A 24,180-nucleotide genomic window follows, 5' to 3' on the forward strand; every position below is an offset into this window, starting at 1 on the left:
GCTCCTGTGGCGGCGGCGAGGGGAGGAACGCGGTCGGGCGCGGTGCAGGCGCTAGCAGACACGCTCGGGCATGAACGCGGTGCAGTGATGGCGGCCTGCGCGCGCTGCCGGCCGCGGCCGCGTGCCAGGGGCAAGGCACGACCACGGCGGCGTCATCGGCGCTGCGCATAGAATCGCCGCTTCTTGAGGGCGGGGAGTCGGCGATGGCCGGTGCGTTCGGGTGGGTGCTGTTGGGGCTGGCGTTCCTGGCGCTGGGCGGGGACTCGATCGTGAAGGCGGCCTCCGGCCTGGCACAGCGCTTTGGTGCTTCGCCGTTCGTGGCCGGCTTGCTGCTGGTGGCCTTCGGTACCTCGCTGCCGGAACTGGCGGTCAACGCGCGCGCCTACGCCGCCGGCGCGCAGGACCTGGCGCTGGGCAATGCGGTCGGCAGCAACCTGGCCAATCTCGGCCTGACCCTCGGCCTGGCCGCGCTGGCGGCGCCGTTGCTGCTGCGCACCCGCCTGCTGCCGCCGTTGTTGATCCTGCTGACCCTGGCAACGCTGGCGCTGATCGGCTTCGGCCTGGATGGTGCGATCTCGCGTGCCGAGGGCGTGGCGCTGTTGCTGGCCTTCGTCGGCGTGGTCGCCTTCCTGCTGCTGCGCGCGCGCCACGAGCCGGCCGCACGCCAGCTCGGCGTGTCCGGCTACGCGGTGACCCGCACCGGGCTGGTGCTGAACCTGCTGCGCCTGCTGATCGCCCTGGTGCTGTTGAACGCCGGCGCCAACCTGGTGGTGGAGCACGCGCCGCGGCTGGGTGCGGCCTGGGGCCTGTCGCCGTTGCTGGTCGGCCTGCTGCCGGTGGCGATCGGCACCGCGCTGCCGGAAGCGGCCGCCGCGGTGGCCGCCGCGCGACGTGGCCAGGGCGACATGGTGGTCGGCCACGTGCTGGGCTCGAGCCTGTTCAACCTGCTGGTGGTGATCGGCGGCATGGCGGCGCTGCGGCCGCTGCCGTTGCCGGCCTCGTTCGTGCGCCTGGAACTGCCGGCGGCGATCGCGCTGGCTGTGGTGCTGTACCCGATGCTGCGCGGCGACATGCGCCTGAGCCGCGGCGAGGGGGCGGTGCTGCTGGTGGCGTTCCTGGCGTGGGTGGGGCTGGAGCTAGCGTTGGTGGTTTGAGTGCCGGGATTGGGGATTGGGGATTCGAAAAAGCGGCTGGCTTCTAAGAAATAGGCCGTGTGTTACGGCTCCTCCGGCTGCTCCGGCGGTGGCAGCCCTTCCTGCTCGGCGTGGTCGCTGCCCGGCACCTGCGGGCGCTGTTCCAGCATCAGCGACAGGGCTGCCTTGGCCATCATGTGCGCGCTGATCGGCGCGGTGATGAACAGGAACGCGGTGATCAGCAGTTCGCGCGGCTGCGGGTCCTGGCCAAGGAACAGGTGGTAGCCGACCGAGGCCAGCAGCACGCAGCCCACGCCCAGCGTGCTGGCCTTGGTCGGCGCGTGCAGGCGCTTGAAGAAGTCCGACAGCTTCACCAGGCCCAGCGCGCCGACCAGGATGAAGAAGCAGCCGACGATCAGCAGCAGCGACAGCCCCACCTGCAGCACGCCGATCATTCGACGATGTCCCGGCGCAGCACGTACTTGCTCAGCACCACGGTGCTGCCGAAGCCGAGCATGGCGATGATCAGCGCCGCCTCGAAGTACACCGGCGAATCCAGGTACATGCCGAACAGCATCAGCTCGGCGATCGCGGTCACCGACAGCGTGTCCAGCGCCAGGATGCGGTCGGGCACGGTCGGCCCGCGCAGCAGCCGCCACAGCGCCAGCAGCATCGCGAGCGCCACCACGTGCATGCACACGACGATCGTGGTCTCGATGAACATGTGGCTGGTCATGGGAAGATCTCCATCAACGGCGCCTCGTAGCGCGTCTTGATCTGCCGGATCACGGTCTCGGCATCGTCCAGGTGCAGCACGTGCACCAGCAGGTACTTGCGGTCGTCCGACAGCGCCGCCGACACCGTGCCCGGGGTCAGGGTGATCATGCTGGTCAGCGCGGCGATGCCGTGGATGTTGGCGATGTCCAGCGGCACCCAGATGAAGCCGGGGTGGATGCGCTTCTCCGGGCCCAGCACCTGCAGCGCCACCACCACGTTGGAGCGCACGATGTCCCACGCCGCCACGCACAGCATCTTGGGCACCGGGCGCAGCGAGCCGATGCGCGCGAACTCACGGTCCAGGCGCGCGGCGAACAGCGGCACCGCCACGCCCAGCACCGCGCCCAGCAGCACCTGGCCGAGACTGAAGCTGTCGCTCATCAGCAGCCAGAACGCGGTGACGGTCAGGCTCAGCGGCCAGGACGGGAACAGGCGGCGCGACCAGGGACGGGCGGACATGTCAGGGCTCCCGCAGGACCGGCGCGGTGCCGCGCAACTGGGTGGTGTAGTCGGCCGGGCGCAGCAGTTGCGCGGCGGCGGCCTCGCTGTAGCGCAGCAGCGGCCCGGCGGCCACGGTCATCGCCACGCCGTAGCCGAGCAGCAGCACGGTGGCGGCGGTTTCCAGCGGCCGCGCCGGCGCCTTGCGCGGCGCCGGGCGCGGCAGCTCCACGGTGCCGTGCTCGGCCGTGTCCTGATCGCCGGGCACGCGCCAGAACAGGCGCACGCCACCGCGGGTCAGGCCCATGATCACCATCAGGCTGCTGAGCAGCACCGCGGCCCACACCGGTGCGGTCAGCCCGGCCGGCGTCGCGCTGAGGATCGCCACCTTGGCCAGGAAGCCGGACAGCGGCGGCAGCCCGGCCACCGAGATCGCCGCGATCAGGAACAGCACGCCGGGCACGGTCTTGCCCGGCAGCGGCGCGATGATCTCCTTGCGGTCGCTGGCGCCGCCGCGACGACGCCGGATCAGGTCGGCGATCATGAACAGCGCCGCGGCGACGAAGCTGCTGTGCGCCAGGTAATACAGCCCGGCGCCGAGCGTGCCCGGTGCGTCGAGCGCGAAGGCCACGAACAGCGTTGCCGCCGACACGATCACCAGGTAGCCGATCAGCACCCGCAGGCGCACCGCCGCCAGCACCCCCAGCGCGGCCAGCAGCAGCGTCGCCAGGCCCAGCCACAGCAGCCAGTCGCGGCCGTAGCCGTCCAGCGCCTGCGCCTGGCTGCCGAGGATCAGCGTGCTCACCCGCAGCACCGCGTACAGGCCGACCTTGGTCATGATCACGAACAGCGCCGCCACCGCCGCCGGCGCGCGCGCATAGGTTTCCGGCAGCCACAGGTACAGCGGCAGCAGCGCGGCCTTGGCGCAGAACACCAGCAGCAACAGGCCGAACGCGGCCTTGATCAGCGCCACGTTCTGCGGCGGCGCCTGCGCCACGCGCTGCGACAGCTCGGCCATGTTCAGCGAGCCGAGCAGCGCGTACAGCAGGCCCAGCGCGATCAGGAACACGGTGGAGGAAGTGACGTTGAACACCACGTAGTGGAAACCCACGCGCAGGCGCAGGCCGCGCCCGCCGCTGAGCAGCAGGCCGTAGGAGGCGATCAGCATCACCTCGAAGAACACGAACAGGTTGAACACGTCGCCGGTCAGGAACGCGCCGTTGAGCCCGACCAGCTGGAACTGGAACAGCGCATGGAAGTGCGGCGCGCGCCGGTCCCAGCCGGCGCAGGCGTGCAGCAGGCAGGCGCCGGCGAGCAGGGTGGTGGTCGCCAGCATCCATGCCGACAGGCGGTCGGCCATCAGCACGATGCCCAGCCGCGAGGGCCAGTCGCCGAGCAGGTAGGCGTGGACCTGGCCATCGCTCACCTTCACGCACAACGCCAGCACCGCCGCGGCCAGCGCCGCCATCGCGGTCCACGACACCGCACGGCGGATCTTGCGGCCGTAGCGGCGGTGCTCGGCGAACAGCGACAGCGCCGCGCCGAGCAAGGGGATCAGGATCGGCAGGATCAGCAGATGGGTCATGGCGCCTCGCCTTCGCCGTCGCCCGGGTCCGGGCGCGCATCGACGTGGTCGCTGTGGTTGTCGCCGCGGCTGCGCATCGCCAGCACGATGCTCACCGCGGTCATCGCGAAGGCGATCACGATCGCGGTCAGCACCAGCGCCTGCGGCAGCGGATCGGCGTGCTCGGCCAGGGTCGGGGCGATGCCGTCGCGCAGCACCGGCGCCTTGCCCTGCACCAGCCGGCCGCCGGCGAAGATCAGCAGGTTGGTGGCGTAGGACAGCACGGTCATGCCCAGGATCACGTCGAAGCTGCGCGCGCGCAGCAGCAGGTACACGCCCACCGCGGTCAGCACCCCGATCGCGCTCGCCAGTGCCAGTTCCATTAGGGCATCTCCCCGGTGATGGCCGACCGCCGCGTCGGGTCGATCTGCCCGCGCTGCGAGTCGCGGGTGCGCGAAGGCTTGATCGTGCCCATCATCGACAAGGTCAGCATGGTGCCGCCGAACACCACCAGGTACACGCCGGTATCGAAGACCAGCGCGCTGGCCAGCGGCACGCTGCCGATCAGCGGCACCTCCAGGTCCAGATGGCCGCTGGTGAGGAACGGCACGCCGAACAGCATCGAGGCCATGCCGCCGAGCGTGGCCAGCAGCAGGCCCAGGCCGATGCAGCGGATGTAGTCGAAGCCGAAGCGCGACTCCACCGAGGCCGCACCCTGGATCACGTATTGCATCAGCAGCGGCACCGCCAGCACCAGCCCAGCGATGAAGCCGCCGCCGGGCGCGTTGTGACCGCGCAGGAACAGGAAGATCGACACGGTCAGGGTCAGCGGGAACATCAGCTGCGCCAGATCGGCCGGCACCGGCAGCTTGATCGGCGGCCCCGGCATCACCTTCTCCGGCGCCATCCGCGCGCGCCGCAGCAGCGCATGCACTACCAGCGCGGCGATGCCGAACACGGTGATCTCGCCGAAGGTATCGAAGCCGCGGAAGTCCACCAGGATCACGTTGACCACGTTGCGGCCGTAGGCTTCGGGCAGCGCGCGCTGCAGCAGCTCGCCGGCCATGGTCGTCGCCGGTCGGATCATCACCGAATACGCCAGCAGCGCCATGCCGCCACCGGCGACGATCGCCAGGGCCGCATCGCGCCAGCGGCGCCAGCGCCGCGGCTCTGGCGGCGAGGCCTTGGGCAGGTAGTTCATGCCCAGCAGCATCAGCACCAGGGTCACCATCTCCACCAGCAACTGGGTCAGCGCCAGGTCCGGCGCCGACAGGAACACGAACACCAGGCTCACGCCCAGGCCGCTGCCGCCCAGCACCAGCACCGCCAGCAGCCGCTGCCGGTACAGGAACAGCGTGGACAGCGCGCAACTGAGGATCAGCAGCCACAGCCCCCAGCCCAGCAACGGCATGCCCTGCGGCGCCGGCCACTGCTGCCACAGCGGCGGCGCCCGCAGCAGCGGCGCGGCCACCACCACCACCGCGGCCAGCACCAGCCAGCGCAGGCTGCGCTGCAGGCGGCCGTTGGCGAGCAGGCGGGTGAAGCGCGCGGCCACGCCGAACAGGGTCTGCACGTGCCAGTGGAACACGCGCTTGCCCAGCGAACGGCGCACCTCGGTGTACAGCGCGGTCAGCCGGCGCAGGCCGAAATACAGCGCCACGCCGCCGACCACGCCGGCGATGCTCATCGCCAGTGGCGCGTTCCAGCCATGCCACACCGCCAGGCTGTAGTCGGGCAGGGTGTCGCCGAGGATCGCGCCGGCGGCGGCGCGCAGCACCGGCGCCACGGTCAGCGCCGGCACGATGCCGACCGCCACGCACACCAGCACCAGGATCTCCACCGGAATCTTCATCCAGCGCGGCGGCTCGTGCGGCATCGTGTCCAGGTCGCGCGGGCCGCGGCCGAAGAAGGTCTCATAGACGAAGCGCAGGCTGTAGGCCACGCCGAACACGCCGGCCAGCAGCGCCGAGGTGGCAGTGAAGATGCGCATCGCCGCCGGGCCGTCGGCGCCCAGCGCTTCGGCAAAGAACATTTCCTTGGACAGGAAACCGTTGAGCAGCGGGATGCCGGCCATCGACAGCGAGGCGGTGATCGCCAGCGCGCTGGTGATCGGCATCCAGCGGCGCAGGCTGCCGAGCCGGCGCATGTCGCGGGTGTGGGTCTCGTGGTCGATGATGCCGGCGGCCATGAACAGCGAGGCCTTGAACACCGCATGGTTGAGGATGTGGAACACGCCGGCCACCACCGCCATCGGCGTGGACAGCCCGAACAGCATGGTGATCAGGCCCAGGTGCGAGATCGTCGAATACGCCAGCAGGCCCTTGAGGTCGTGCTGGAAAATCGCGAACCAGGCGCCGGTGAGCAGGGTGACCGCGCCGATGCCGCTGACCGTGTAGAAGAACAGGTCGCTGCCGGCCAATGCCGGATGCAGCCGCGCCAGCAGGAACACGCCGGCCTTCACCATCGTTGCCGAATGCAGATAGGCCGACACCGGGGTGGGCGCGGCCATCGCGTGCGGCAGCCAGAAGTGGAACGGGAACTGCGCGCTCTTGGTGAAGATGCCGAGCAGGATCAGCCCCAGCGCCCATGGATACAGTGGGCTGGCGCGGATGACATCGCCCGCGGCGAGCACCGCGTCGAGCTGGTAGCTGCCGACGATGCGTCCCAGCAGCAGCACGCCGCCGAGCAACGCCAGGCCGCCGCCGCCGGTGATCACCAGCGCCATGCGCGCGCCGTCGCGCGCATCCTGCCGGTGCGACCAGAAGCCGATCAGCAGGAACGAGCTGATGCTGGTCAGTTCCCAGAACACCATCAGCAGCAACAGGTTGCCGGCGATCACCATGCCCAGCATCGCGCCCATGAACAGCAGCAGACAGGCGTAGAAGCGCGCGGCGTTCTCGCGCGCACTGAGGTAGTAGTGCGCGTACATCACCACCAGCGCACCGATCGCCAGCACCAGGCCGGCGAACATCCACGCCAGCCCGTCCAGGCGCAGCGAGAACTGCAGGCCGATCTGCGGCAGCCAGGCGTGGTCGGCGCGGACGATGCCGCCCTCGAGCACGGTGGGTGTCAGCACGCCGAGCACCGCCAGGCCCGCCAACGGCGCCAGTGCCGCGGCCCAAGCCAGGGTGGCGCGCGAGCGGTGGCGCAGGGCCACCACGGCCGCCGCCATCAGAAACGGCAGGGCCAGCAGGATGTCGAGGGCGGGGATCATGCAGGGAATACGAGATTCGCGAGCAGGAGCCCGAGTGTAACAGGCGCATCACGGCGGCGGCCGGCGCGGGAACGGAAGGCGTGCACGGTCATGCCGACAGCGTAGCCCCGGGCGGGTGAGGCGCTTGCGAGCATGCGTGGACTGGACGATGCCGAACATCGGCGCTGCGCGTTATCGGCCTGGCGTGCGCTGCGGGCGGCGCCTCGTGTGGGCGCGTTCGGCAGCAGCGGCGCGTGCGACCTTGATACGGATGAGGGTGCGAGAGGCGCGGGCGAGTTCGCCTGTGAGCGTGGCGATCGCCGGCGCTGTGCAGGCCTGTGCCGTCCATCGCCTGCCAAGCGCCACCAGCCGTTGGCACGCCGTGGGGTGCAACGATCGCACGCGGCTCCGGCCGCAAACGTCGGCGCACGCACTATCCTGTGCCGATGACAGATTCGCTCGCTGCTGCATCCGTTTCCCCTCCGTCCGTGGCGTCGCCGCGCATCGCGCTGGTGTTCGGCGGCAGCGGCCAGATCGGCGAGCGCCTGCTGCACCGCTTGCTGGCCGACGGCTGGGACGTGCATGCCTACTCACGGCAGACGCGCGCGGCGCAACCCGGCCTGCACTGGCATGCCGGCGAACTGAGCGCGTTGCAGGCGCCGCCGGTGGCGGCGGAGGTGGTGTTCAGTTGCGGGCCATTGGACGCCTTCGCCGACTGGTACCGACGCGCGCCGGTCGCCGCCGCGCGCGTGGTCGCCTTCGGCTCCACCAGTTTGGAGGTCAAGCGGGACTCGCTGGATGCCGCCGAACGCGACGTCGCCCGGCGCCTGCGCGAGGCCGAGGCCATCGTGTTCTCAGTCGCTGCCGAGCGCGGCGCGGCAGCGACGCTGTTGCGGCCCACCCTGGTCTACGGCGCCGGCCGCGACCGCACCCTCAGCGCGATCGCGGCGCTGGCGCGACGCACCGGCTGGTTCGTGCTGCCGCGCAGCGCCAGTGGCCTGCGCCAGCCGGTGCACGTGCAGGACCTGGCCGACGCGGCGCTGGCGGTGCTGGCGCATCCGGCCACGCACGGACGCAGCTACGCCCTCGGGGGTGGCGAGACGCTCAGCTATCGCGAAATGGTGCGGCGGGTCCTGATCGCGTTGCGGCCGCCGGCGCGGCTGCTGACCCTGCCGCACGCACTGTTTGCGTCGGCGCTGGCGCTGGCCCATGCCTGCGGCCGCCTGCAGGGCATGAACCGCGCCGCGCTGCAGCGCATGCGCGAGGACCTGGCGTTCGACCTGCAACCGGCGCGGCAGGATTTCGGCTACGCGCCGCGCGCCTTCGCCCCGGATGCAGCGATGTTGGGCCTGGAGACCGCGGAGACGGCGGAGACCGCAGAGACCGCAGAGACCGCAGAGACCGCGGAGACCGCGGAGACCGCGAAGCAGAGCTGATGTCGTGTTGCGCGCACGATCAAGCCTGCTGCGGGCGGCGCGCAGCGACCGCGTTGGGTGCGGGAAAAAGGCGCGGTAGGAGTCTCAGCCGCGCTCAGTAGCGCCAGTGCATGCGCCGGTACAGCTTGGCCAGCACCCAGGCCGGGCCGATCAGCAGATAGGTCAGGTCGGTGAGGAAACTCGGCCGGTGCCCTTCCAGCGCGTGGCCGATGAACTGCGCGATCCAGGCCACCACGAACACGCCGATCGCCAGCCACAGCAGCCCCTGCAGGCCCAGGTGCGCCTCCAGCAGCCGGCACAGGCAGCCGCAGAAGAAGAACGCCGCCAGCATGCCGTAGCCCAGCGGGCGCGACAGGCGGTTGTAGTACATCCACGCCGCGAACATGCCCAACGCCGCCCACAGCCCGCTCTGGAACAAAGTGCCGCCGACCGGGATGCACCACAGCAGGGCCACCACCGACCACAGGATCGCCGGCACCGCGACCACGTGGATGCGCTGATTGGCGGCATTGCGGTGATCGTCGGAATAGCTGGCGAAATAGCGGTCGATCGGACGCGCGTAGGCGGTGGTATCCATCTTCCCTCCCAGGAACCGGTCCAGCATAGCGCCATCGTTGGCGCGATGCGGAGACACCACGCGGCGTAAACCTTCGGTAAGCATTCCGTAGGAGCGGCTTCAGCCGCGACAGGCCTCACCGGGGACGCCCCATCGTGGCTGAAGCCGCTCCTACAGGTGCAACTTGCAGCCGGCTCGATCGAGCCGGATGCAAGGCATGAGAGACGCTTTTTGCGTTTCGACGACAGGCGTCTTGAATGCGTCGGACACCACATGACCAATCGCCGCACGCAAGCGGCAGCGTCGCCGACCAGGGGCGATCGCGCTGTCGGCACGATCGCCCCGCCACGGCTTGGCGGCTCAGGCGCGCGCCATGCTCCTGTTCGTCTCCTGCTGCTGCTCGCGCTGCACCGTTTCCTGCTGCTGCGCGGACTGGCGCGCCAGCTGTGCGCTGGTCTGCTCCAGCGGCGGTGCCGGCTGCTGCAGGTCCACCACCGCACGGAAGCCCGGCGTGGTCCCGGCGACGAAGGCCTTGTCGTTGGTCACATTGACCTCCTTCAGCTTGTCGGGACTGTCGATCCCTGCCTGCTTGGCCTGCAGGGTCAAGTTGGCCACTGCCTCGTTCGACAGCTTGGCGTGCGGCGGGTTGGCCTTCTCGGCACCGCGATCGGCCTCCGTGCGCATCTTGTCGTACAGCGGCGTATCCGGATGCCCTGGCTCGCCCAGCTGCGGACCTTTCGCCGGCTTGGCCTGCGCCTGCTCGGCAGCCGCCAGCCCGGCACGGGTGTCGCGGCCGACGATGCCGTCCTGGGTGAGGCCGCGTTGTTTCTGCAGGGCAGTGACCGCCTCATGGGTGTTGTCGCCGAAGCGCCCGTCCTCGGCCAGCGGACGACCCTGCGCGTCGCGGATGCCGAGGCGGTTGAGGTGCTGCTGCAACTCGCGCACTTCCGGGCCGTGGTCGCCCTGACGCAGCGTGCCGTTGCCGTGCTGGGCCTGATCGCGCGCCTGCGCGTCGACCTGCTGGCCGCGGTTCCACCACGTCTCCGGGCTGACGGCCTTCCCGTTCGCATCGTGCATCTGGTAATGCACGTGCTGGGCATACTGGCTCGCCCCGTTCGGGCCGCGTCCGCCCATGGTGCCGATCGGATCGCCGGCGCGCACGGTATCGCCTTCCTTCACCGAGCGCGAATCCAGGTGCAGGATTTCGTGCGAGTTGCCCTGCGCGTCACGGATCTTCACCGTGCCGTACTGGCCGCCGGAGAAGGTCACGGTGCCCGAGATCGGCGCGTGCACCGTCGGGTGCTGCCGGTTGATGCCGGTCTGGCCGCCTTCGTAGTTGAAGTCGGTGCCGCCGTGCGGGCCGCGGGCGCGCTGTTCGCCGTAGTGCCCGGTGATGTGCGGATCGACCTTGCCCTGGCTCGGCAGCATGCGCTCCATCGTGTGCTGGAAGTTGCTGTGAGACGCAGCAACGTTTGCCGTGGCGGGCTGATGGCCTTGCGTCGGTGCAGCGACGGGTTCGCCAAGGCGCCCTGCCGCCAGGTTCTGCATCAACTCGGGTGTCAGCGTGCGCTGCCACTTCTCAAAGAGCCGCTCGCGTTCCGCCAAGCCGTTCGGCGGGTTGGCTCCGTTGATGGCGGCACCCGCCTCTCGGGCACTGTTACGCTGCTCCTCGGGCACCTTCTGCTGCCAATACCAAGTGGCGATGCGCGAGGCATTCTCAGGCTGAGATGCCAATTCTGGTCTATTGACCAGGTCCAGGCCTAATGCCTCGCCAGCCGCGCGGTACTGTGCCTTGCCGGTCAATTGCATGTAGCCACGGCCGTGATAGAGATAGCCGTCCCCCGGCTGATCGTTGCCGAGATCCCGGCGATTGCCGTACATGAGTTCGCCGAGCCGTTCGGGTCGTCCCCTGAGCGCCTCGACGCGCGCGCTTTCAAGCGCCTCCGGCCCTTCGCGCAACGCAGAACGCACATTGGCCGTGATCTGTCCGATTCCCTTGGTGTAATTGAAGCTTTCCTCGAGCCTGGAAAGTCCGCCGGACTCATGGCCCACCTGCGCCATGAAATTCGCCAGTTCCCTGGGCTGTGTGATGCCGGCCGCGTAGGCGGCGCGGAGCATCTGGTTCTCTCTGTCTGTTGCCATGGTGTAGCTCCTCATTTCTCAGCAACGTGATGGACGGACCATCCATGTCCGTTGAAACCATTACCTCCCTTTAATTCTTGTTTGACTCGCCCTCTTCCAGCGGGGCGACCTTGGGCAGCTTTGCAGGATCGAAATCCGCGAACGCCACCTGCCCGAAATCCTTGGCCGTCAGTTCCAACTGTTTGTGTTGTTCGGATTGCGTATCGGTGAGTTCGCGTACCACCTTGTCCAGCAGCCAGGTTTTGCTGTCAGGTGCGTAGTGGAAAGTGAAGTCGTCAGCCCAACGCTCGCGCGAACCGCCCGAGATGGAGAGGGTGAACTGTCCCTTTTCGATCCGCGAAAACGCATAAGGATCGCCGGCCATGCCGCCGCAGTTCGCGCATGGGACGATATGCGTATTCTCCGCAGCCTTGTGCAGTTCTCCACGTTCATCCTGGGTCAGCAGGATCACTGTTCTTGGCGCACCCTGGCCCAGCTTCTCGTTCGCAGGCGATGGGGGGGATACAACCAGCAGTGCATCTGAATGGCCAGCACCGGTCAGGTCGCCGCGGACCGTATCCACAGCTTCCATACCGGTGGGAACGAAGGCGGCGACATTTTGCACGGTTGCACTCCCTTGCTGGTTGGGCGTGGCGGGGGCATTTTGCCCCTGGTGTTGCTGACTGGGGGTGGGTGGCTGCTGTTGTTGTTGTCGCGCGTCGGCGGCGCTTCCATCTGCCGTTGCACCTCCGCATGCGGCCAATGTCAGGGCGAGAAGCGAGGGAGAGAATTTCAGGAAATGCACGTGAATTTCCTCTGGTAAGTCAATGCGTACTCAGAGACGCAGGGGATGGATGCCCGTTCCAGCGATTGCTGGATAAATTGGACAGATGCCGGGTGCTGCTTGCGTGACGCGAGTAACACGGCCGCGCTGACGAAAAAGCGTCCATGCGTAATTTGTGGGTGCGCCTACAACGCCTGATCGTCGACCTTCACCAGCGTCCAGCACGGCTTCTCCGCGAACTGGTAGACCTGCTGGTCGCCGGTATCGGGAGTGCGCACCAGGACCTGCCGGCCCTCGGCGTTCTGCGTCACCACGACCTCCCGCCCTCCCTTGCGGGCCGCCTCCAGGTTCGGGATCACCGGCCATTCGACCTCGGCCAGCGGCACGTTGCGGGTCACCGGCGCCGGTTCCGGCTGCGCGTCCGGGTCGATGTGGATCATCGTCAACGGATTCGCGGTGGCTTTTTCCTGGACCGCGATGTCGGCGCTGAAGCGCTTGAGGAAGGCATGGAAATCGGCGTCCTGGCAACGCGGGGCGGCTGCGGCGGGCGCGGCCTGTGCCGGGGCGGCGGTCGCCGCGGCGACCGTGGAGCCAGCCGGTTGCGCCTTGCATGCGACCAGGGCCGCGGCCAATGCCAGGGACATCAGAATTGGACGTGCGATAGCCAACGGATCCTCCTGATCGGGTCGGGCGGGCAATCGCCCTTCGGGCGGGTGAGTTTAGTTCACCACGATCATCATGTCGTGAAGCCGGCGCAGGGTATTGCCTTGGCATCGACAGCGCCCAATACCAAGGCCTGCACGCCGCTCGCTCGGCTCGCTATCACGCACCTCCTGCTTCGCCACGGATCACAGTCCGTTCGCGAACACATCCAGTTTCTGCGATTGGATCCATCCCTGCGCGCAGTCGCCCTCAGGGCGCGCATTGCCTGCGATGCTGCATTGTCGGCCCTGCTTGCGCTGCGTCACGAAGTCGACGCGACGCTGGCCATACTGCTTGCAGATCGCCTTGCCCTGGCATGCGCTGACGCTCGCCGGTGGGATGGCGACGACGTAATGGTAGGCCGCGTGTTGGCCCGCGCGCGCGGTCGCCAGGATGCAGACGAATTGCCCTTCGGACAGCTTGGCGGCGACCTGTGCGGTGCTGCCGGTGACGGGCAAGGCATCCAGAAGTGCGGCATCGCGTTCGGCAACGCCTGCGAAGTTTCCGTCTGCGTCACAGCGTGGGGACATCTCGACGTCGTAGAAGTCGCCAGTGTCCACGTTGCCCGCCACGCAGCCGCTTCCCTTGGCCGCATTTTCGCAGCGAAGGTGCAAGGACTTGGCCAATGCTGCAACGCCATTGTCCTGGCGGGCAGGGGACGACGGAGTGGGTGCGCCAAAAGATGTGGCTCTGTCCGAAGATACCACCCTGGCGGATGCGTCAGCGACGGCGCTTGCGGTGGGCGAGGCGTCGGCCTGCCGAGGGCTGCAGGCAGCCAGCGCCACGGAAAGTGCGAGTGCGGCAAAACAGCGGGGCGAACTGGCCAACGTCTCCTCCTGATCGGGTCGGGCAATCACTTGCGCGGGTGCCCGCGTCCAGTCGGGCAGGAGCATCTTGTCAGGAGCGGCCGGGCGGCGTCCGATGACCGCAAGGCGGCCGCCTTCCGCGACCACCCTCACGCGCCGGCGCATCCCGGCGCACGACCTCACTCAGTCGACCGAAATCCCCGCCAACCGCTGCAGTGCCTCGGCGTACTTGGCGCGGGTGCGGTCGATCACGTCCTGCGGCAAGCGCGGGCCGGGCGCGGTCTTGCCCCAGTCCAGCGTCTCCAGGTAATCGCGCACGAACTGCTTGTCGTAGCTCGGCGGGCTGGTCCCGACCTCGTACTGGTCGGCCGGCCAGTAGCGCGAGGAGTCCGGGGTCAGCATCTCGTCCATGATGTACAGGCGGCCGTCGGCGTCGGTGCCGAACTCGAACTTGGTGTCGGCCAGCAGGATGCCGCGTTCGGCGGCGAAGTCGGCGGCGAAGCGGTAGATGCGCAGGGTGGCGTCGCGCACGCGCTCGGCCAGTTCGGCGCCCACGGTCTTGACCATGGCGTCGAAGTCGATGTTCTCGTCGTGGTCGCCGACGGCGGCCTTGGTCGACGGGGTGAAGATCGGTTCGGCCAGCTTCTCGGCCTGGCGCAGGCCGTCGGGCAGTTCGATGCCGCTGACCTTGCCGGTGCGCTGGTAGTCCTTCCAGCCGCTGCCGATCAGGTAGCCGCGGGCGATGGCTTCCACCGGCACCGGCTTCAGTTTGCGGGTCACCACGGCGCGCCTGGCGTACAGCGCGGTGTCCACGCCCTCGGGCAGCACCGCGGCCACGTCGATGCCGGTGAGGTGGTTGGGCATCAGGTGCTCGGTCTTCTTGAACCAGAAGTTGGAGACCTGGCACAGCATCTCGCCCTTGCCGGGAATCGGGTCCGGCAGCACCACGTCGAAGGCGGACAGGCGGTCGGTGGCGACCATCAGCAGGTAGTCGCCGGGCGGCGCGTCGGCCGGCAGGCGCTCGCGGGGGATGTCGAACACGTCGCGGACTTTGCCGCGGTGGCGCAAGGGCAGGCCAGGCAGATCGGATTGCAACAGCGTGGTGGACACAGGCACTCCTACGGACTTCGCAATGGCGACCGTCCCGGGACCCGGCGGGCCCGCGGCGGACGGCGGGCCGCGTAGTGTACGGCCGGAATGCCCCGCTGTGCCGTAAAATGGCCGGCCCTGACGCCGCGCCCGCCCTCGCCCCATGCCCTGGTACGGAAAACTGCTCGGCGCCATCGCCGGGGCCCTGCTGCTGCGGCCCACGCCGGTGCTGGGCGCCCTGATCGGGCTGCTGATCGGGCATGCCTTCGACGCCGACTGGTTCAAGCTGTCCCAGCGCGAGGATCCCTACCGCGAGCTGGGCCTGACCCGCGACGCCACCGACGCCGAGATCGAACTGGCCTATCGCCGGCTGATGTCCCAGTACCACCCCGACAAGGTCGCCAGCGCCAGTCCCGAGTTGCGCGCCCGCGCCGAGAAGAAGGCCAGCCAGCTCAACACCGCCTACGACCGTATCCGCACCCTGCGCAAGCGCTGAGATCCCGCCATGTCCGACTGCATCATCTCCCCGTCCATCCTGTCCGCCGATTTCGCCCGCCTCGGCGAGGAAGTGGATGCCGTGCTGCGCGCCGGCGCCGACTGGATCCATTTCGACGTGATGGACAACCATTACGTGCCGAACCTGACCATCGGCCCGATGGTCTGCCAGGCGCTGCGCAAGCACGGCGTCACCGCGCCGATCGACGTGCACCTGATGGTGGAGCCGGTGGACCGGCTGATCCCGGATTTCGCCGAGGCCGGCGCCAGCATCATCAGCTTCCATCCCGAAGCCAGCCGCCACGTGCACCGCAGCATCCAGCTGATCAAGTCGCACGGCTGCAAGGCCGGCCTGGTACTCAACCCGGCCACGCCGGTGGACATCCTCGACTGGGTGCTGGACGACCTGGACCTGGTGCTGGTGATGTCGGTCAACCCGGGTTTCGGCGGCCAGGCCTTCATTCCCTCGGCACTGGACAAGCTGCGCGCGATCCGCGCCCGCATCGATGCCAGCGGCAAGCCGATCCGGCTGGAGATCGACGGCGGGGTCAAGCCGGACAACATCGCCGCGATCGCCGCCGCCGGCGCCGACACCTTCGTTGCAGGTTCGGCCATCTTCAATGCGCCGGACTACGCCGAGGTGATCAAGCAGATGCGCGCCGCGGTGGCGGGGCGCTGAGATGGCGGTGCTGCACATCCGCCCGGCGGTGGCCGACGATGCGGCGCTGATCCTGCGCCTGATCCGCGACCTGGCGCGCTACGAGCGCGCCGAGGACGCGGTGCAGACCGACGAGGCCGGCCTACGCGCGACCCTGTTCGGCGCCGATGCCCGCGCGCAGGCGCTGATCTGCGAGGCCGACGGCCAGCCGATCGGCTACGCGGTGTACTTCTACAACTACTCCACCTGGCTCGGCCGCAACGGACTGTACCTGGAAGACCTGTACGTGGATCCGGCGCACCGCGGCGTCGGCGCCGGCAAGGCACTGCTGCAGCATCTGGCGCGGCAGGCGGTGGCCGAGGGCTGCGGCCGCTTCGAATGGTCGGTGCTGGACTGGAACCAGCCGGCGATCGACTTCTACGAAGCGGTCGGCGCCCGCGCGCAGGACGAGTGGACCGTGTACCGGCTGCAGGGCGAGGCGCTGGCCCGGTTCGCCGCCGGCTGAGCGGCACAGGGCGGCCAAAAGAAAAGAACCGCACCGTCGCCGGTGCGGCCCCTGGGAGATAAATCGGAGGCTGATCCTGCCTCCATCCGTCTTCCTTGCTATGGCCTCCCATGTTCCGGACGCTCGGTGACGTGCGTATGACAATCGCTGCGCTGGGGTTCACGCATCGCGCATGCCGCGCCGGTTAGCCTGGGCGCCTCACCCCGGGATGGTTCGCATGGCTGCAGCGCATTGGCGTCTGATCCTCAACGGCAAGTCGGCCGGCGACGAGGCATTGCGCGAGGCGGTCATGGCCATGCGTGCGCGCGGCGTGGCGCTGCAGGTGCGGGTCACCTGGGAGCAGGGCGATGCCGAGCGCTACGTGGCCGAGGCGGTGGCCGATGGCGCCGCCTGCATCGTCGCCGCCGGTGGCGACGGCACCCTCAGCGAGGTCGCCAGCGCGCTGGCGCATCGCCAGGAGCCGGCCGCGGCATTGCCGGCCCTGGGCCTGGTGGCGCTGGGCACGGCCAACGATTTCGCCACGGCCACCGGCATTCCGCTGCCGCCGCTGGAGGCGCTGGAGCTGATTGCCCGCACCACGGCGCTGCCGATCGACCTGCTGCGCATCGAGGCCGAGCACGGCCCGCACTGGTGCGCCAATGTCGCCAGCGGCGGCTTCGGCACCCAGGTCACGGTGGAGACCGACGAAGGCTTGAAGAAGGTGCTGGGCGGGCTGGCCTACCTGGTCACCGGCATGAGCCGGCTGGGCCGGATCGATCCGATCCGGGCGCGCTTCGAAGGGCCGGACTTTGCCTGGGAAGGCGATTTCATCGCGCTCTGCCTGGGTAACGGCCGCCAGGCCGGCGGTGGCCAGGTGCTGTGCCCGGAGGCGCTGCTCGACGACGGCCTGCTCGACCTGACCCTGGTGCCCGAGCTGACCGGCGAGGTCGCCGCGACCCTGGGCACCCTGGTCACGTCCGGCAAGCAGGCCGCACTGGAGCGGGTGGCGGTGCGTGCGCGCCTGCCATGGCTGCGGATCGAGGCGGCGCAGCCGCTGACCCTGAACCTGGACGGCGAGCCGGAAACCTCGCGCCACTTCCGCATCGACTGCGTGCCCGGGCGCCTGCGCATGCACCTGCCGCCGGACTCGCCGCTGCTGCAGGCGCGCTGACGCCAGCAGGTCGCAGCGCCTGCCATCCATCTCCTTTCGTGCTGCTCGCGTGCTGCTCTTGTAGGAGCGGCTCTTGTCCCCTGTTGTGGGATCAGCCGCGACAGGCATTCCCGGTAATGCCCGTCGCGGCTGAAGCCGTTCTTACGACAGGCGGCGTGGCGAGGATCGGTTCGATCGTGGACGCGCACGCGATGACCAGATCGCGTACCTCAGACTCCGCACGGCGCACCAAGGCGAGTGCGCCCCTGTGGGAGGGGCTTCAGTCCAGACGCGACGCCCTCACCGACCACCTCCGCACCGCACTCGAACGGTCGCGCCTGCAACCGTTGCCAGTCGCCGCAGTTGCGGTAAAGTAGCCGCCGTGTCCAGTCTGACGACCCCGCGTTCCTTCACTTCCGCTCGCCGTGCGTGGCGATGGTGGCCTGCAGCCGTCGTCCGCCCTGTCACCGAGTCCCGGAAGGAAAGCCGTCTTGATTACCCGCGAGCAGTTCCAGCGCTACGCCGCTGAAGGTCACACCCGCATCCCCGTCGTCCGCGAAGTGCTGTCCGACCTGGACACGCCGCTGTCGGTCTATCTCAAGCTCGCCGACGCCCCGCACACCTATCTGTTCGAATCGGTCGAAGGCGGCGAACGTTTCGGGCGCTACTCGATCATCGGCCTGCCGGTGCGCCGCGTGTACACCTTCCGTGGGCACACCCTGGACGTGCGCGACCATGGCGAGCTGATCGAGCGCCGCGAGGTCGCCGATCCCTTCGCCGAGGTCGAGGCGCTGCGTGCCCAGCATGTGGTGCCCAAGCTGGCGGGCGTGCCCGGCTTCACCGGTGGCCTGGTCGGCTGGTTCGGCTTCGAATGCATCGGCTACATCGAGCCGCGCCTGGCCGGCGCCGTCGCCCGCGACGAGCTGGACACCCCGGACATCCTGCTGATGCTGTCCGAGGAAGTGGCGGTCTTCGACAACCTCAAGGGCCGCCTGTACCTGATCGTGCATGCCGACCCAGCCGAGGCCGACGCCTGGGAACGCGCGCAGGCGCGCCTGGATGCGCTCACCACCACGCTGCGCCAGCCCGGCGCCGGCTACCCCGCGCCGCTGGCGCGCGATGTGCTGGACGAGAGCGACTTCGTCTCCGGCTTCACCCGCGAGGGCTTCATCGCCGCAGTGGAGAAATCCAAGGACTACATCCGTGCCGGCGACATCTTCCAGGTGGTGCTGAGCCAGCGCCTGAGCGTGCCGTTCGCCGCGCGCCCGGTGGACGTGTACCGCGCGCTGCGCGCATTGAACCCGTCGCCGTACATGTATTTCCTCGACGTCGGCGACACCCAGGTGGTCGGCTCCTCGCCGGAGATCCTGGTGCGGCTGGAGAACGGCCAGGTCACCGTGCGCCCGATCGCCGGCACCCGGCCGCGCGGCAAGACCCCGGAAGAGGATCAGGCGCTGGAGGCGGAACTGCTCGCCGATCCGAAGGAGCGCGCCGAGCACCTGATGCTGATCGACCTGGGTCGCAACGATGCCGGCCGGGTCTCGCAGGCCGGCAGCGTCGCCGTCGGCGAGCGCTTCGTGATCGAACGCTACAGCCATGTCATGCACATCGTCAGCGAAGTCACCGGCACCCTGCTGCCCGGCCTCAGCTACGCCGACGTGCTGCGCGCCACTTTCCCCGCCGGCACCGTCAGCGGCGCGCCGAAGATCCGCGCGCTGGAAGTCATTCGCGAGCTGGAGCCGATCAAGCGCAACGTCTACGCCGGCAGCATCGGCTACATCGGCTGGCACGGCGACGCCGATACCGCCATCGCCATCCGCACCGCCGTGATCAAGCACGGCCGCCTGCACGTGCAGGCCGGCGCCGGCATCGTCTACGACTCCGACCCGCAGACCGAATGGGACGAGACCATGAACAAGGGCCGCGCGCTGTTTCGCGCGGTCGCCGAAGCGGCGAAGGGGCTGTGAGCGCCGCCGCGCCGCGGATCGGCTTCCGCAACGACTACAGCGAAGGCGCGCATCCGCGCCTGCTCGCCGCCCTGGCCACCGCCAGCGCCGAGCAGAATGCCGGCTACGGCCTGGACCGGCACAGCGCGCGCGCCGCCGAACTGATCCGTGCCGAGATCGGCTGCGCCGACGCCGATGTGCACCTGCTGGTTGGCGGCACCCAGACCAACCTCACCGCCATCGCCGCGTTCCTGCGTCCGCACCAGGCGGTGATCGCTGCGGTCTGCGGCCACATCGCCACCCACGAGACCGGCGCGATCGAGGCCACAGGGCACAAGGTGCTCACCGTGGACGCGGCCGACGGCCGGCTCACGCCGGAGCGGATCGCGCCGTTGCTGGCCGAGCACGGCAACGAGCACCTGGTGCAGCCGCGGCTGGTCTACGTGTCCAACACCACCGAGGTCGGCACGATTTACCGCAAGCACGAACTGCAGGCCTTGCGCGTGTTCTGCGACGCGCACGGCCTGATGCTGTTCCTGGACGGCGCGCGCATCGGCAGCGCGCTCACCGCCGACGGCAACGACCTGCGCATGGCCGACATCGCCGCGCTCACCGATGCGTTCTATATCGGCGGCACGAAGAATGGTGCGCTGCTCGGCGAGGCGTTGGTGATCCTCCATCCGGCCTTAAAGGCGGATTTCCGCTATCTGCTCAAGCAACGCGGCGCACTGCTGGCCAAGGGCATGGTGCTGGGCACGCAGTTCGCCGCGCTGTTCGAGGACGGCCTGTTCTACGAACTGGCCGCGCACGCCAACCGCATGGCCACGCGGTTGCGCGACGGGTTGGCCGCCGCCGGTGCGCAGTTCGCCTCGGATTCGCCGACCAACCAGCTGTTCGTGATCCTGCCTGCCGCCGCGGTCGAGACGCTGGCGCAGCGCTACGACTTCGAGCGCTGGCAACTGCTGGGCGACGGCCGCTGGGTGATCCGCTTCGTCACTTCGTGGGCGACGCAGGACGCGGCGGTCGATGCACTGATCGCGGATTTCGCCACGCTGCTCCACTCCGGCACGCAGCGTGCGGCCGGCTGACATACCCCCAAGGAGAGGAAGATGAAAATCCGTACGCTTGTTGCCTGGGCCGTTGCCGCAGCGCTGGCCTTGCCGGCCGTCGCCGGTGCGCAGGTCAACAGCCTGCCGTCGCAGCCGCATCTGTTGGTGAAGGGGGAGGCTGAGCGCGAGGTGGTGCCGGATCGCTTCGGTCTGACAATCACCCTAAGCGCCGTGGATGCCGACCCGGGTGCGGCGCGTAAGCGTGTGCAGTCCAATGCCGAAAAGGTGCTGGCCGCGTTCGCACAGCGCCACGCGCTGGCAGGCAGCGTGCAGGCCACGACGCTGTCGATCGCACCCGAGCGTCGCTACCAAGAAGGCAAGCAGCTGTTCGAAGGCACGCGCGTGCAGCGCACGCTCTCCGCCGACTTCGCCGCATTGGGCGATGTACGCGCTTTGCTGGGCACATTGGCCACAAGCGAGGAAGTGCAGGTGTCGGGGATCGCGCCGCGTTACAGCGGCGAAGCCGCGCTGCGTGCCGAGCTCAAGCGCCAGGCGGCCGAGCAGACCCGCAGCTCCGCGCAATCCCTGGCCAAGGCCTATGGCGTGCGTCTGGGCGGCCTGTACACCATCTCCGAGGTGGCACCGAACTTCGCGTATGGCATCCAAGCCGGACGCTGGCCGTCCGAGTCGGTCTCGATGCAATTGGTGAGTGCGCCAGCCCCGCCTTCTGCATTTGGGTATGCCGCATCGCCCGCCGCCGAATCCCTCGAAGCCGGCAGCCTCACCCTCTCCGAAAACGTCTATGCGGTCTTCCTGATCGCGCAATGAGTCCTTCGCCATGCGGTGCGCGGCGGACACCGACGCAGTTCGCCGGCTGATCCGCCCGGCGCGCGCGATGGCACCCAGGCATGAGCCCGTCGCTCACCGCGCCACGTCGCGTGCCGCGCGGTCGATGAAATCGGCGACCACCTGCGGGTGCGACACCAGCGACAGGTGGCTCGACGCCAGATGCTGGACCTGGGCACCGATGTCGTGCGCCAGTTGCCGCTGCACCGTCGGCGGCAGGGCGTGATCCTTGTCGGTGACCAGATACCAACTGGGCTTGCTGCGCCATGCCGCATGCGACACCCTGTCGGCGAAGGCGCGCGCGGCGATGGGCTGCTGCGTGGCGGCGAGCACACGCACCTTGTCCATCGGCACATCGCCCGCCATGACGGTTCGAAAGGCGGTCGGCGCGTCGAGCCACAGCCATCCGTCCGCATCGGGCGTCAGGCCGTCCATGGGTGCGTGCAGCCGGGTCAGCAGGTCGGCGACCGATTCGTTGCTGTCGGGCACGAGGGCGGACAGATAGACCAGGCCGCGGACGTTGTCGGCATTGCCGGCTTCGGTGATGACCGCGCCTGCCCAGGAGTGCCCGACGAGCAGAACAGGTCCGCGCTGCCGCGCCAGCACGCGGCGGGTTGCGGCGACGTCGTCGGCCAGCGAGGTCAGCGGGTTCTGCACGGCCGTCACGTGGTAGCCCTTGCGCTGTAGTCGCCGTACGACCTCCGCCCAGCTCGATCCGTCGACGAATGCGCCGTGCACCAGCACGATGTTCGGCACGGCACCGCGGAGCGTCTCGGCCCGGCTTGATCGCGGAAACACACTGGCAGCGAGCACGCCGGCGACCGCAAGGCCCGCAAGAAGCTTGGTGGGGAACGCCATGAGAATTCCTTTGCCGTTTGCTCAGGCGGGCTGGGCGCTGACCACGGCGGCGGCGCTTGCCCAGCGTGCCGCCAGTGCGTCGGCGCGGATCGACGGCTCGAAACCTTGTACCGACACCGCGACCAGCCCATGGGTCACGAACGGATCCTCCGCCATCATGGCGTCGAGTTCGACGCGGCTCGTGCATGACGCCAGCACGATCCCGCCGGATTTGTCCGAATTTGGTCCCGCCGCCAGGATGCGGCCTGCCTGGATATGGTTCGCCAGCCATCGGCGGTGAGCATCGAGATGCGCCTGGATGTACTCGGGCGGGCGGAGGTAGGACAACGCGACGATGTAGATCATCTGGATTCCTCGAGAAAGTGCGGGTGATCAGTGCAGGGCGATCTGGCGCGCAACGTCGGCCGCGGCACTGCGGGCGGCGGACATGGCCTGCGTGGCCAGTACATCGCCCTTCGAAAGGGGTTCGGCGCGAACGACATGCACATCGGTGATGCCCAGGAAGCCCAGCGTGGCCTTGAGATACGGCTCCTGGAAGTCCAGTGGCGCGAGGGGGCCGCTCGTGTAGACGCCGCCGCGCGTGGTCACGATCACCACGCGCTTGCCAGTGGCCAGTCCTATCGGACCGTCGGGCGTGTAGCGGAAGGTCCGGCCGGGCTGCACGATCCGGTCGATCCACGCCTTCAACTGCGTGGCGACCGAGAAGTTGTACATCGGTGCGCCGACAACCACGACGTCGCTGGCCAGGAATTCGGTGACCAGCGCTTCGGATCGCGCGTGCTCGGCGGCTACGCTTGCCGTGTCCGCCGGTGCGGTCAAGGGGCGAAATCCGGCCGCGACGGGGCCATCGAGATGCGGAATCGCTTCGGCGACGAGGTCGCGGTAGCGGATCTGTGCCGCTGGTACGTGCGCCAGCAGCTCTGCGACAACCAATGCCGTCAGCGCTCGGGACGCCGACGCATCGCCGAGGATGCTCGAATCGAGGTGGAGGATGTGCATGGTGCTCTGTCCGCTGTTGGGTGAGTGAAGCTGCGCGTGGGCGCCGGCTCGGCGATGCGGAGGATGGCCGCCCGGTCGCTGGGCGTCCAAGACGGAATATGGGAAAGTTGAGACCCAAAAGGACACACCCCAATGCTCGACCTGCGCCAGCTTCGGTATTTCGTTGCGGTGGCCGAAACCGAGAACGTCGGTCGTGCGGCCGAGCAGTTGTACATCTCGCAGTCGCCGCTGAGCCGGCAGATCAAGCAACTGGAGGAGCAGTTGGGCGTGCTGTTGTTCGAGCGCAGCAAGCAGCGCATTCGGCTCACTCAGGAGGGGCGCGATCTGCTCGGCGAGGTGCGGACGCTGATCGCCAATGCCAATCGGGTCGAGACCTTCGCACGGCGCCTCGGTGCAGGCAGTGCCGGGCGCCTGGCGATCGGCTACGTGGAGGGCGCGATGTATGCGAACGTGGTCAGCCCGAGCGTACGCGCGTTCCGGATCGCCAGCCCGTCGGTGCTGCTGTCGCTGCAGGGATTGGGGACCGCGGTGCAGTTCGATTACCTGCGCCGGCACATGCTCGACGTGGGGCTCGCCTACCGGATGCCGGAACGCGATACCGGCCTGAGCAGCGCACTGGTGCTGGACGAGCCGTTGACGCTGGCGATCCCGAAGGGGCATCCGTTGTGTCGTTCGCGCAGCATCACCCCGGCGCAGCTCGACGGGCAGACCTGGATCGCGGTGACGCGCCAGCCGGTGGATACGATTCGCCCAGCATTGCTCGCCGCCTGCCAGGATGCCGGTTTCACGCCGGACATCGCCTACGAGACCTCCGATCCACTGGCCTCGCTGTATCTGGTGAGTGCCGGCCTCGGTGTGGCGCTGGTCCAGTCCGCGTTGAAGGAGCGCGCGCCGGCCGGCATCGTGTTCCGCGATCTGCCTTGGCTGAGACTGCGGGTGAAGCTGTATCTGGTCTGGCGCAGCGACGATGCGCGTCCGATCGTCGCCACCTTCCGCGAGGCGGTCGCCACCTTTGCCGGGCACGCGCTGGACGTTTGAGCGCCGTGCCTGCGGCGTCCGGCGGATCGGAAGATCGACCGGTCTGCCTTGCTGTCGA

General features: G+C 68.9%; 25 protein-coding genes. 10 read left to right on the forward strand and 15 right to left on the reverse strand.

Annotation, left to right across the window (positions count from 1 at the left end):
• Window positions 1-203 precede the first annotated feature (203 nt).
• Window positions 204-1,154, forward strand: coding sequence for a calcium/sodium antiporter (locus tag RAB71_RS02005; RefSeq protein WP_010341379.1), 951 nt, complete (start codon window positions 204-206; stop codon window positions 1,152-1,154).
• A gap of 62 nt (window positions 1,155-1,216) precedes the next feature.
• Here RAB71_RS02005 and RAB71_RS02010 read toward each other — a convergent pair whose 3' ends face one another.
• From RAB71_RS02010 to RAB71_RS02035, 6 genes are read right to left on the reverse strand one after another with little or no spacing between them, the layout of a single operon-like run.
• On the reverse strand, window positions 1,217-1,588 hold the full coding sequence (locus tag RAB71_RS02010) for a Na+/H+ antiporter subunit G (protein WP_010341380.1): 372 nt from the start codon (window positions 1,586-1,588) through the stop codon (window positions 1,217-1,219).
• The gene (locus tag RAB71_RS02015; RefSeq protein ID WP_010341381.1) at window positions 1,585-1,869 is read right to left on the reverse strand and encodes a K+/H+ antiporter subunit F; all 285 of its coding nucleotides are present in this window, start codon (window positions 1,867-1,869) and stop codon (window positions 1,585-1,587) included. Before RAB71_RS02015 ends, RAB71_RS02010 begins: the two co-directional genes overlap by 4 nt.
• Window positions 1,866-2,369, reverse strand: coding sequence for a Na+/H+ antiporter subunit E (locus RAB71_RS02020; protein ID WP_010341382.1), 504 nt, complete (start codon window positions 2,367-2,369; stop codon window positions 1,866-1,868). The genes RAB71_RS02015 and RAB71_RS02020 overlap by 4 nt, the downstream gene beginning before the upstream one ends.
• A 1-nt stretch (window position 2,370) precedes the next feature.
• The gene (locus RAB71_RS02025; protein WP_041499860.1) at window positions 2,371-3,933 is read right to left on the reverse strand and encodes a monovalent cation/H+ antiporter subunit D; all 1,563 of its coding nucleotides are present in this window, start codon (window positions 3,931-3,933) and stop codon (window positions 2,371-2,373) included.
• A complete protein-coding gene (locus RAB71_RS02030; RefSeq protein ID WP_010341385.1) occupies window positions 3,930-4,295 on the reverse strand; it encodes a Na+/H+ antiporter subunit C in 366 nt (121 codons plus the stop codon). The genes RAB71_RS02025 and RAB71_RS02030 overlap by 4 nt, the downstream gene beginning before the upstream one ends.
• Entirely contained in the window at window positions 4,295-7,126 is a 2,832-nt protein-coding gene (locus RAB71_RS02035) for a monovalent cation/H+ antiporter subunit A (RefSeq protein ID WP_010341386.1), read from the reverse strand. The genes RAB71_RS02030 and RAB71_RS02035 overlap by 1 nt, the downstream gene beginning before the upstream one ends.
• Window positions 7,127-7,551: 425 nt before the next feature.
• Between RAB71_RS02035 and RAB71_RS02040 the strand changes: the two genes are divergently transcribed.
• Window positions 7,552-8,541, forward strand: coding sequence for an NAD(P)-dependent oxidoreductase (locus RAB71_RS02040; RefSeq protein WP_081481918.1), 990 nt, complete (start codon window positions 7,552-7,554; stop codon window positions 8,539-8,541).
• 94 nt (window positions 8,542-8,635) lie between these two features.
• Here the strand turns inward: RAB71_RS02040 and RAB71_RS02045 are convergent, their stop codons facing one another.
• The 6 genes from RAB71_RS02045 to RAB71_RS02070 form a co-directional block, all read right to left on the reverse strand.
• On the reverse strand, window positions 8,636-9,118 hold the full coding sequence (locus tag RAB71_RS02045; RefSeq protein WP_010341389.1) for a DUF962 domain-containing protein: 483 nt from the start codon (window positions 9,116-9,118) through the stop codon (window positions 8,636-8,638).
• 339 nt (window positions 9,119-9,457) lie between these two features.
• The gene (locus tag RAB71_RS02050; RefSeq protein ID WP_029561877.1) at window positions 9,458-11,239 is read right to left on the reverse strand and encodes a peptidoglycan-binding protein; all 1,782 of its coding nucleotides are present in this window, start codon (window positions 11,237-11,239) and stop codon (window positions 9,458-9,460) included.
• 70 nt (window positions 11,240-11,309) lie between these two features.
• Window positions 11,310-11,843: a hypothetical protein gene (locus RAB71_RS02055; RefSeq protein WP_029561878.1), complete on the reverse strand. Its 534-nt coding sequence runs from the start codon at window positions 11,841-11,843 to the stop codon at window positions 11,310-11,312.
• A 344-nt stretch (window positions 11,844-12,187) separates the two neighbouring features.
• The gene (locus RAB71_RS02060) at window positions 12,188-12,646 is read right to left on the reverse strand and encodes a hypothetical protein (protein ID WP_010341393.1); all 459 of its coding nucleotides are present in this window, start codon (window positions 12,644-12,646) and stop codon (window positions 12,188-12,190) included.
• Window positions 12,647-12,850: 204 nt separating this feature from the next.
• Window positions 12,851-13,330 (reverse strand): hypothetical protein, encoded by a 480-nt coding sequence (locus RAB71_RS02065; RefSeq protein WP_010341394.1) that lies wholly within the window; start codon window positions 13,328-13,330, stop codon window positions 12,851-12,853.
• A 363-nt stretch (window positions 13,331-13,693) separates the two neighbouring features.
• Window positions 13,694-14,620: a phosphoribosylaminoimidazolesuccinocarboxamide synthase gene (locus RAB71_RS02070; RefSeq protein ID WP_019801108.1), complete on the reverse strand. Its 927-nt coding sequence runs from the start codon at window positions 14,618-14,620 to the stop codon at window positions 13,694-13,696.
• A 142-nt stretch (window positions 14,621-14,762) separates the two neighbouring features.
• Here RAB71_RS02070 and RAB71_RS02075 point away from each other — a divergent pair, with 142 nt between their 5' ends.
• The 7 genes from RAB71_RS02075 (at window position 14,763) to RAB71_RS02105 (ending at window position 21,209) form a co-directional block, all read left to right on the forward strand.
• A complete protein-coding gene (locus RAB71_RS02075) occupies window positions 14,763-15,095 on the forward strand; it encodes a DnaJ family molecular chaperone (RefSeq protein ID WP_010341396.1) in 333 nt (110 codons plus the stop codon).
• A gap of 9 nt (window positions 15,096-15,104) precedes the next feature.
• Window positions 15,105-15,773 (forward strand): ribulose-phosphate 3-epimerase, encoded by a 669-nt coding sequence (gene rpe, locus RAB71_RS02080; protein WP_010341397.1) that lies wholly within the window; start codon window positions 15,105-15,107, stop codon window positions 15,771-15,773.
• A 1-nt stretch (window position 15,774) separates the two neighbouring features.
• Window positions 15,775-16,257: a GNAT family N-acetyltransferase gene (locus RAB71_RS02085; RefSeq protein WP_010341399.1), complete on the forward strand. Its 483-nt coding sequence runs from the start codon at window positions 15,775-15,777 to the stop codon at window positions 16,255-16,257.
• 217 nt (window positions 16,258-16,474) lie between these two features.
• A complete protein-coding gene (yegS, locus tag RAB71_RS02090) occupies window positions 16,475-17,407 on the forward strand; it encodes a lipid kinase YegS (protein WP_010341400.1) in 933 nt (310 codons plus the stop codon).
• 470 nt (window positions 17,408-17,877) lie between these two features.
• Window positions 17,878-19,353: an anthranilate synthase component I gene (trpE, locus tag RAB71_RS02095; RefSeq protein WP_010341401.1), complete on the forward strand. Its 1,476-nt coding sequence runs from the start codon at window positions 17,878-17,880 to the stop codon at window positions 19,351-19,353.
• Window positions 19,350-20,420: a low specificity L-threonine aldolase gene (locus RAB71_RS02100; RefSeq protein ID WP_010341402.1), complete on the forward strand. Its 1,071-nt coding sequence runs from the start codon at window positions 19,350-19,352 to the stop codon at window positions 20,418-20,420. Before trpE ends, RAB71_RS02100 begins: the two co-directional genes overlap by 4 nt.
• 27 nt (window positions 20,421-20,447) lie before the next feature.
• Window positions 20,448-21,209 (forward strand): SIMPL domain-containing protein, encoded by a 762-nt coding sequence (locus tag RAB71_RS02105; RefSeq protein ID WP_029561880.1) that lies wholly within the window; start codon window positions 20,448-20,450, stop codon window positions 21,207-21,209.
• 93 nt (window positions 21,210-21,302) lie between these two features.
• Here the strand turns inward: RAB71_RS02105 and RAB71_RS02110 are convergent, their stop codons facing one another.
• Genes RAB71_RS02110 through RAB71_RS02120 form a run of 3 tightly spaced genes read right to left on the reverse strand, consistent with a single transcriptional unit; the run spans window position 21,303 to window position 23,084 of the window.
• Complete coding sequence (locus RAB71_RS02110; protein ID WP_029561881.1) at window positions 21,303-22,085, reverse strand: alpha/beta fold hydrolase; 783 nt, start codon at window positions 22,083-22,085, stop codon at window positions 21,303-21,305.
• Between the two features lie 21 nt (window positions 22,086-22,106).
• Window positions 22,107-22,430, reverse strand: a complete 324-nt coding sequence (locus RAB71_RS02115) for a YciI family protein (RefSeq protein ID WP_010341405.1) — start codon at window positions 22,428-22,430, stop codon at window positions 22,107-22,109.
• 27 nt (window positions 22,431-22,457) lie between these two features.
• On the reverse strand, window positions 22,458-23,084 hold the full coding sequence (locus RAB71_RS02120) for an FMN-dependent NADH-azoreductase (RefSeq protein ID WP_010341406.1): 627 nt from the start codon (window positions 23,082-23,084) through the stop codon (window positions 22,458-22,460).
• Window positions 23,085-23,216: 132 nt separating this feature from the next.
• Here RAB71_RS02120 and RAB71_RS02125 point away from each other — a divergent pair, with 132 nt between their 5' ends.
• Window positions 23,217-24,122, forward strand: a complete 906-nt coding sequence (locus RAB71_RS02125; protein ID WP_010341407.1) for a LysR substrate-binding domain-containing protein — start codon at window positions 23,217-23,219, stop codon at window positions 24,120-24,122.
• Window positions 24,123-24,180 lie beyond the last annotated feature (58 nt).

This window comes from Xanthomonas sacchari, from assembly GCF_040529065.1.
Taxonomy (GTDB): Bacteria; Pseudomonadota; Gammaproteobacteria; order Xanthomonadales; family Xanthomonadaceae; genus Xanthomonas_A; species Xanthomonas_A sacchari.

Bases quoted from the DNA above. Each gene is read 5' to 3' on its own strand.
- RAB71_RS02005 (WP_010341379.1), top strand. From the start codon at position 204: ATGGCCGGTGCGTTCGGGTGGGTGCTGTTGGGGCTGGCGTTCCTGGCG.
- RAB71_RS02010 (WP_010341380.1), bottom strand. From the start codon at position 1,588: ATGATCGGCGTGCTGCAGGTGGGGCTGTCGCTGCTGCTGATCGTCGGC.
- RAB71_RS02015 (WP_010341381.1), bottom strand. From the start codon at position 1,869: ATGACCAGCCACATGTTCATCGAGACCACGATCGTCGTGTGCATGCAC.
- RAB71_RS02020 (WP_010341382.1), bottom strand. From the start codon at position 2,369: ATGTCCGCCCGTCCCTGGTCGCGCCGCCTGTTCCCGTCCTGGCCGCTG.
- RAB71_RS02025 (WP_041499860.1), bottom strand. From the start codon at position 3,933: ATGACCCATCTGCTGATCCTGCCGATCCTGATCCCCTTGCTCGGCGCG.
- RAB71_RS02030 (WP_010341385.1), bottom strand. From the start codon at position 4,295: ATGGAACTGGCACTGGCGAGCGCGATCGGGGTGCTGACCGCGGTGGGC.
- RAB71_RS02035 (WP_010341386.1), bottom strand. From the start codon at position 7,126: ATGATCCCCGCCCTCGACATCCTGCTGGCCCTGCCGTTTCTGATGGCG.
- RAB71_RS02040 (WP_081481918.1), top strand. From the start codon at position 7,552: ATGACAGATTCGCTCGCTGCTGCATCCGTTTCCCCTCCGTCCGTGGCG.
- RAB71_RS02045 (WP_010341389.1), bottom strand. From the start codon at position 9,118: ATGGATACCACCGCCTACGCGCGTCCGATCGACCGCTATTTCGCCAGC.
- RAB71_RS02050 (WP_029561877.1), bottom strand. From the start codon at position 11,239: ATGGCAACAGACAGAGAGAACCAGATGCTCCGCGCCGCCTACGCGGCC.
- RAB71_RS02060 (WP_010341393.1), bottom strand. From the start codon at position 12,646: ATGTCCCTGGCATTGGCCGCGGCCCTGGTCGCATGCAAGGCGCAACCG.
- RAB71_RS02075 (WP_010341396.1), top strand. From the start codon at position 14,763: ATGCCCTGGTACGGAAAACTGCTCGGCGCCATCGCCGGGGCCCTGCTG.
- rpe (WP_010341397.1), top strand. From the start codon at position 15,105: ATGTCCGACTGCATCATCTCCCCGTCCATCCTGTCCGCCGATTTCGCC.
- RAB71_RS02085 (WP_010341399.1), top strand. From the start codon at position 15,775: ATGGCGGTGCTGCACATCCGCCCGGCGGTGGCCGACGATGCGGCGCTG.
- yegS (WP_010341400.1), top strand. From the start codon at position 16,475: ATGGCTGCAGCGCATTGGCGTCTGATCCTCAACGGCAAGTCGGCCGGC.
- RAB71_RS02110 (WP_029561881.1), bottom strand. From the start codon at position 22,085: ATGGCGTTCCCCACCAAGCTTCTTGCGGGCCTTGCGGTCGCCGGCGTG.
- RAB71_RS02115 (WP_010341405.1), bottom strand. From the start codon at position 22,430: ATGATCTACATCGTCGCGTTGTCCTACCTCCGCCCGCCCGAGTACATC.
- RAB71_RS02120 (WP_010341406.1), bottom strand. From the start codon at position 23,084: ATGCACATCCTCCACCTCGATTCGAGCATCCTCGGCGATGCGTCGGCG.
- RAB71_RS02125 (WP_010341407.1), top strand. From the start codon at position 23,217: ATGCTCGACCTGCGCCAGCTTCGGTATTTCGTTGCGGTGGCCGAAACC.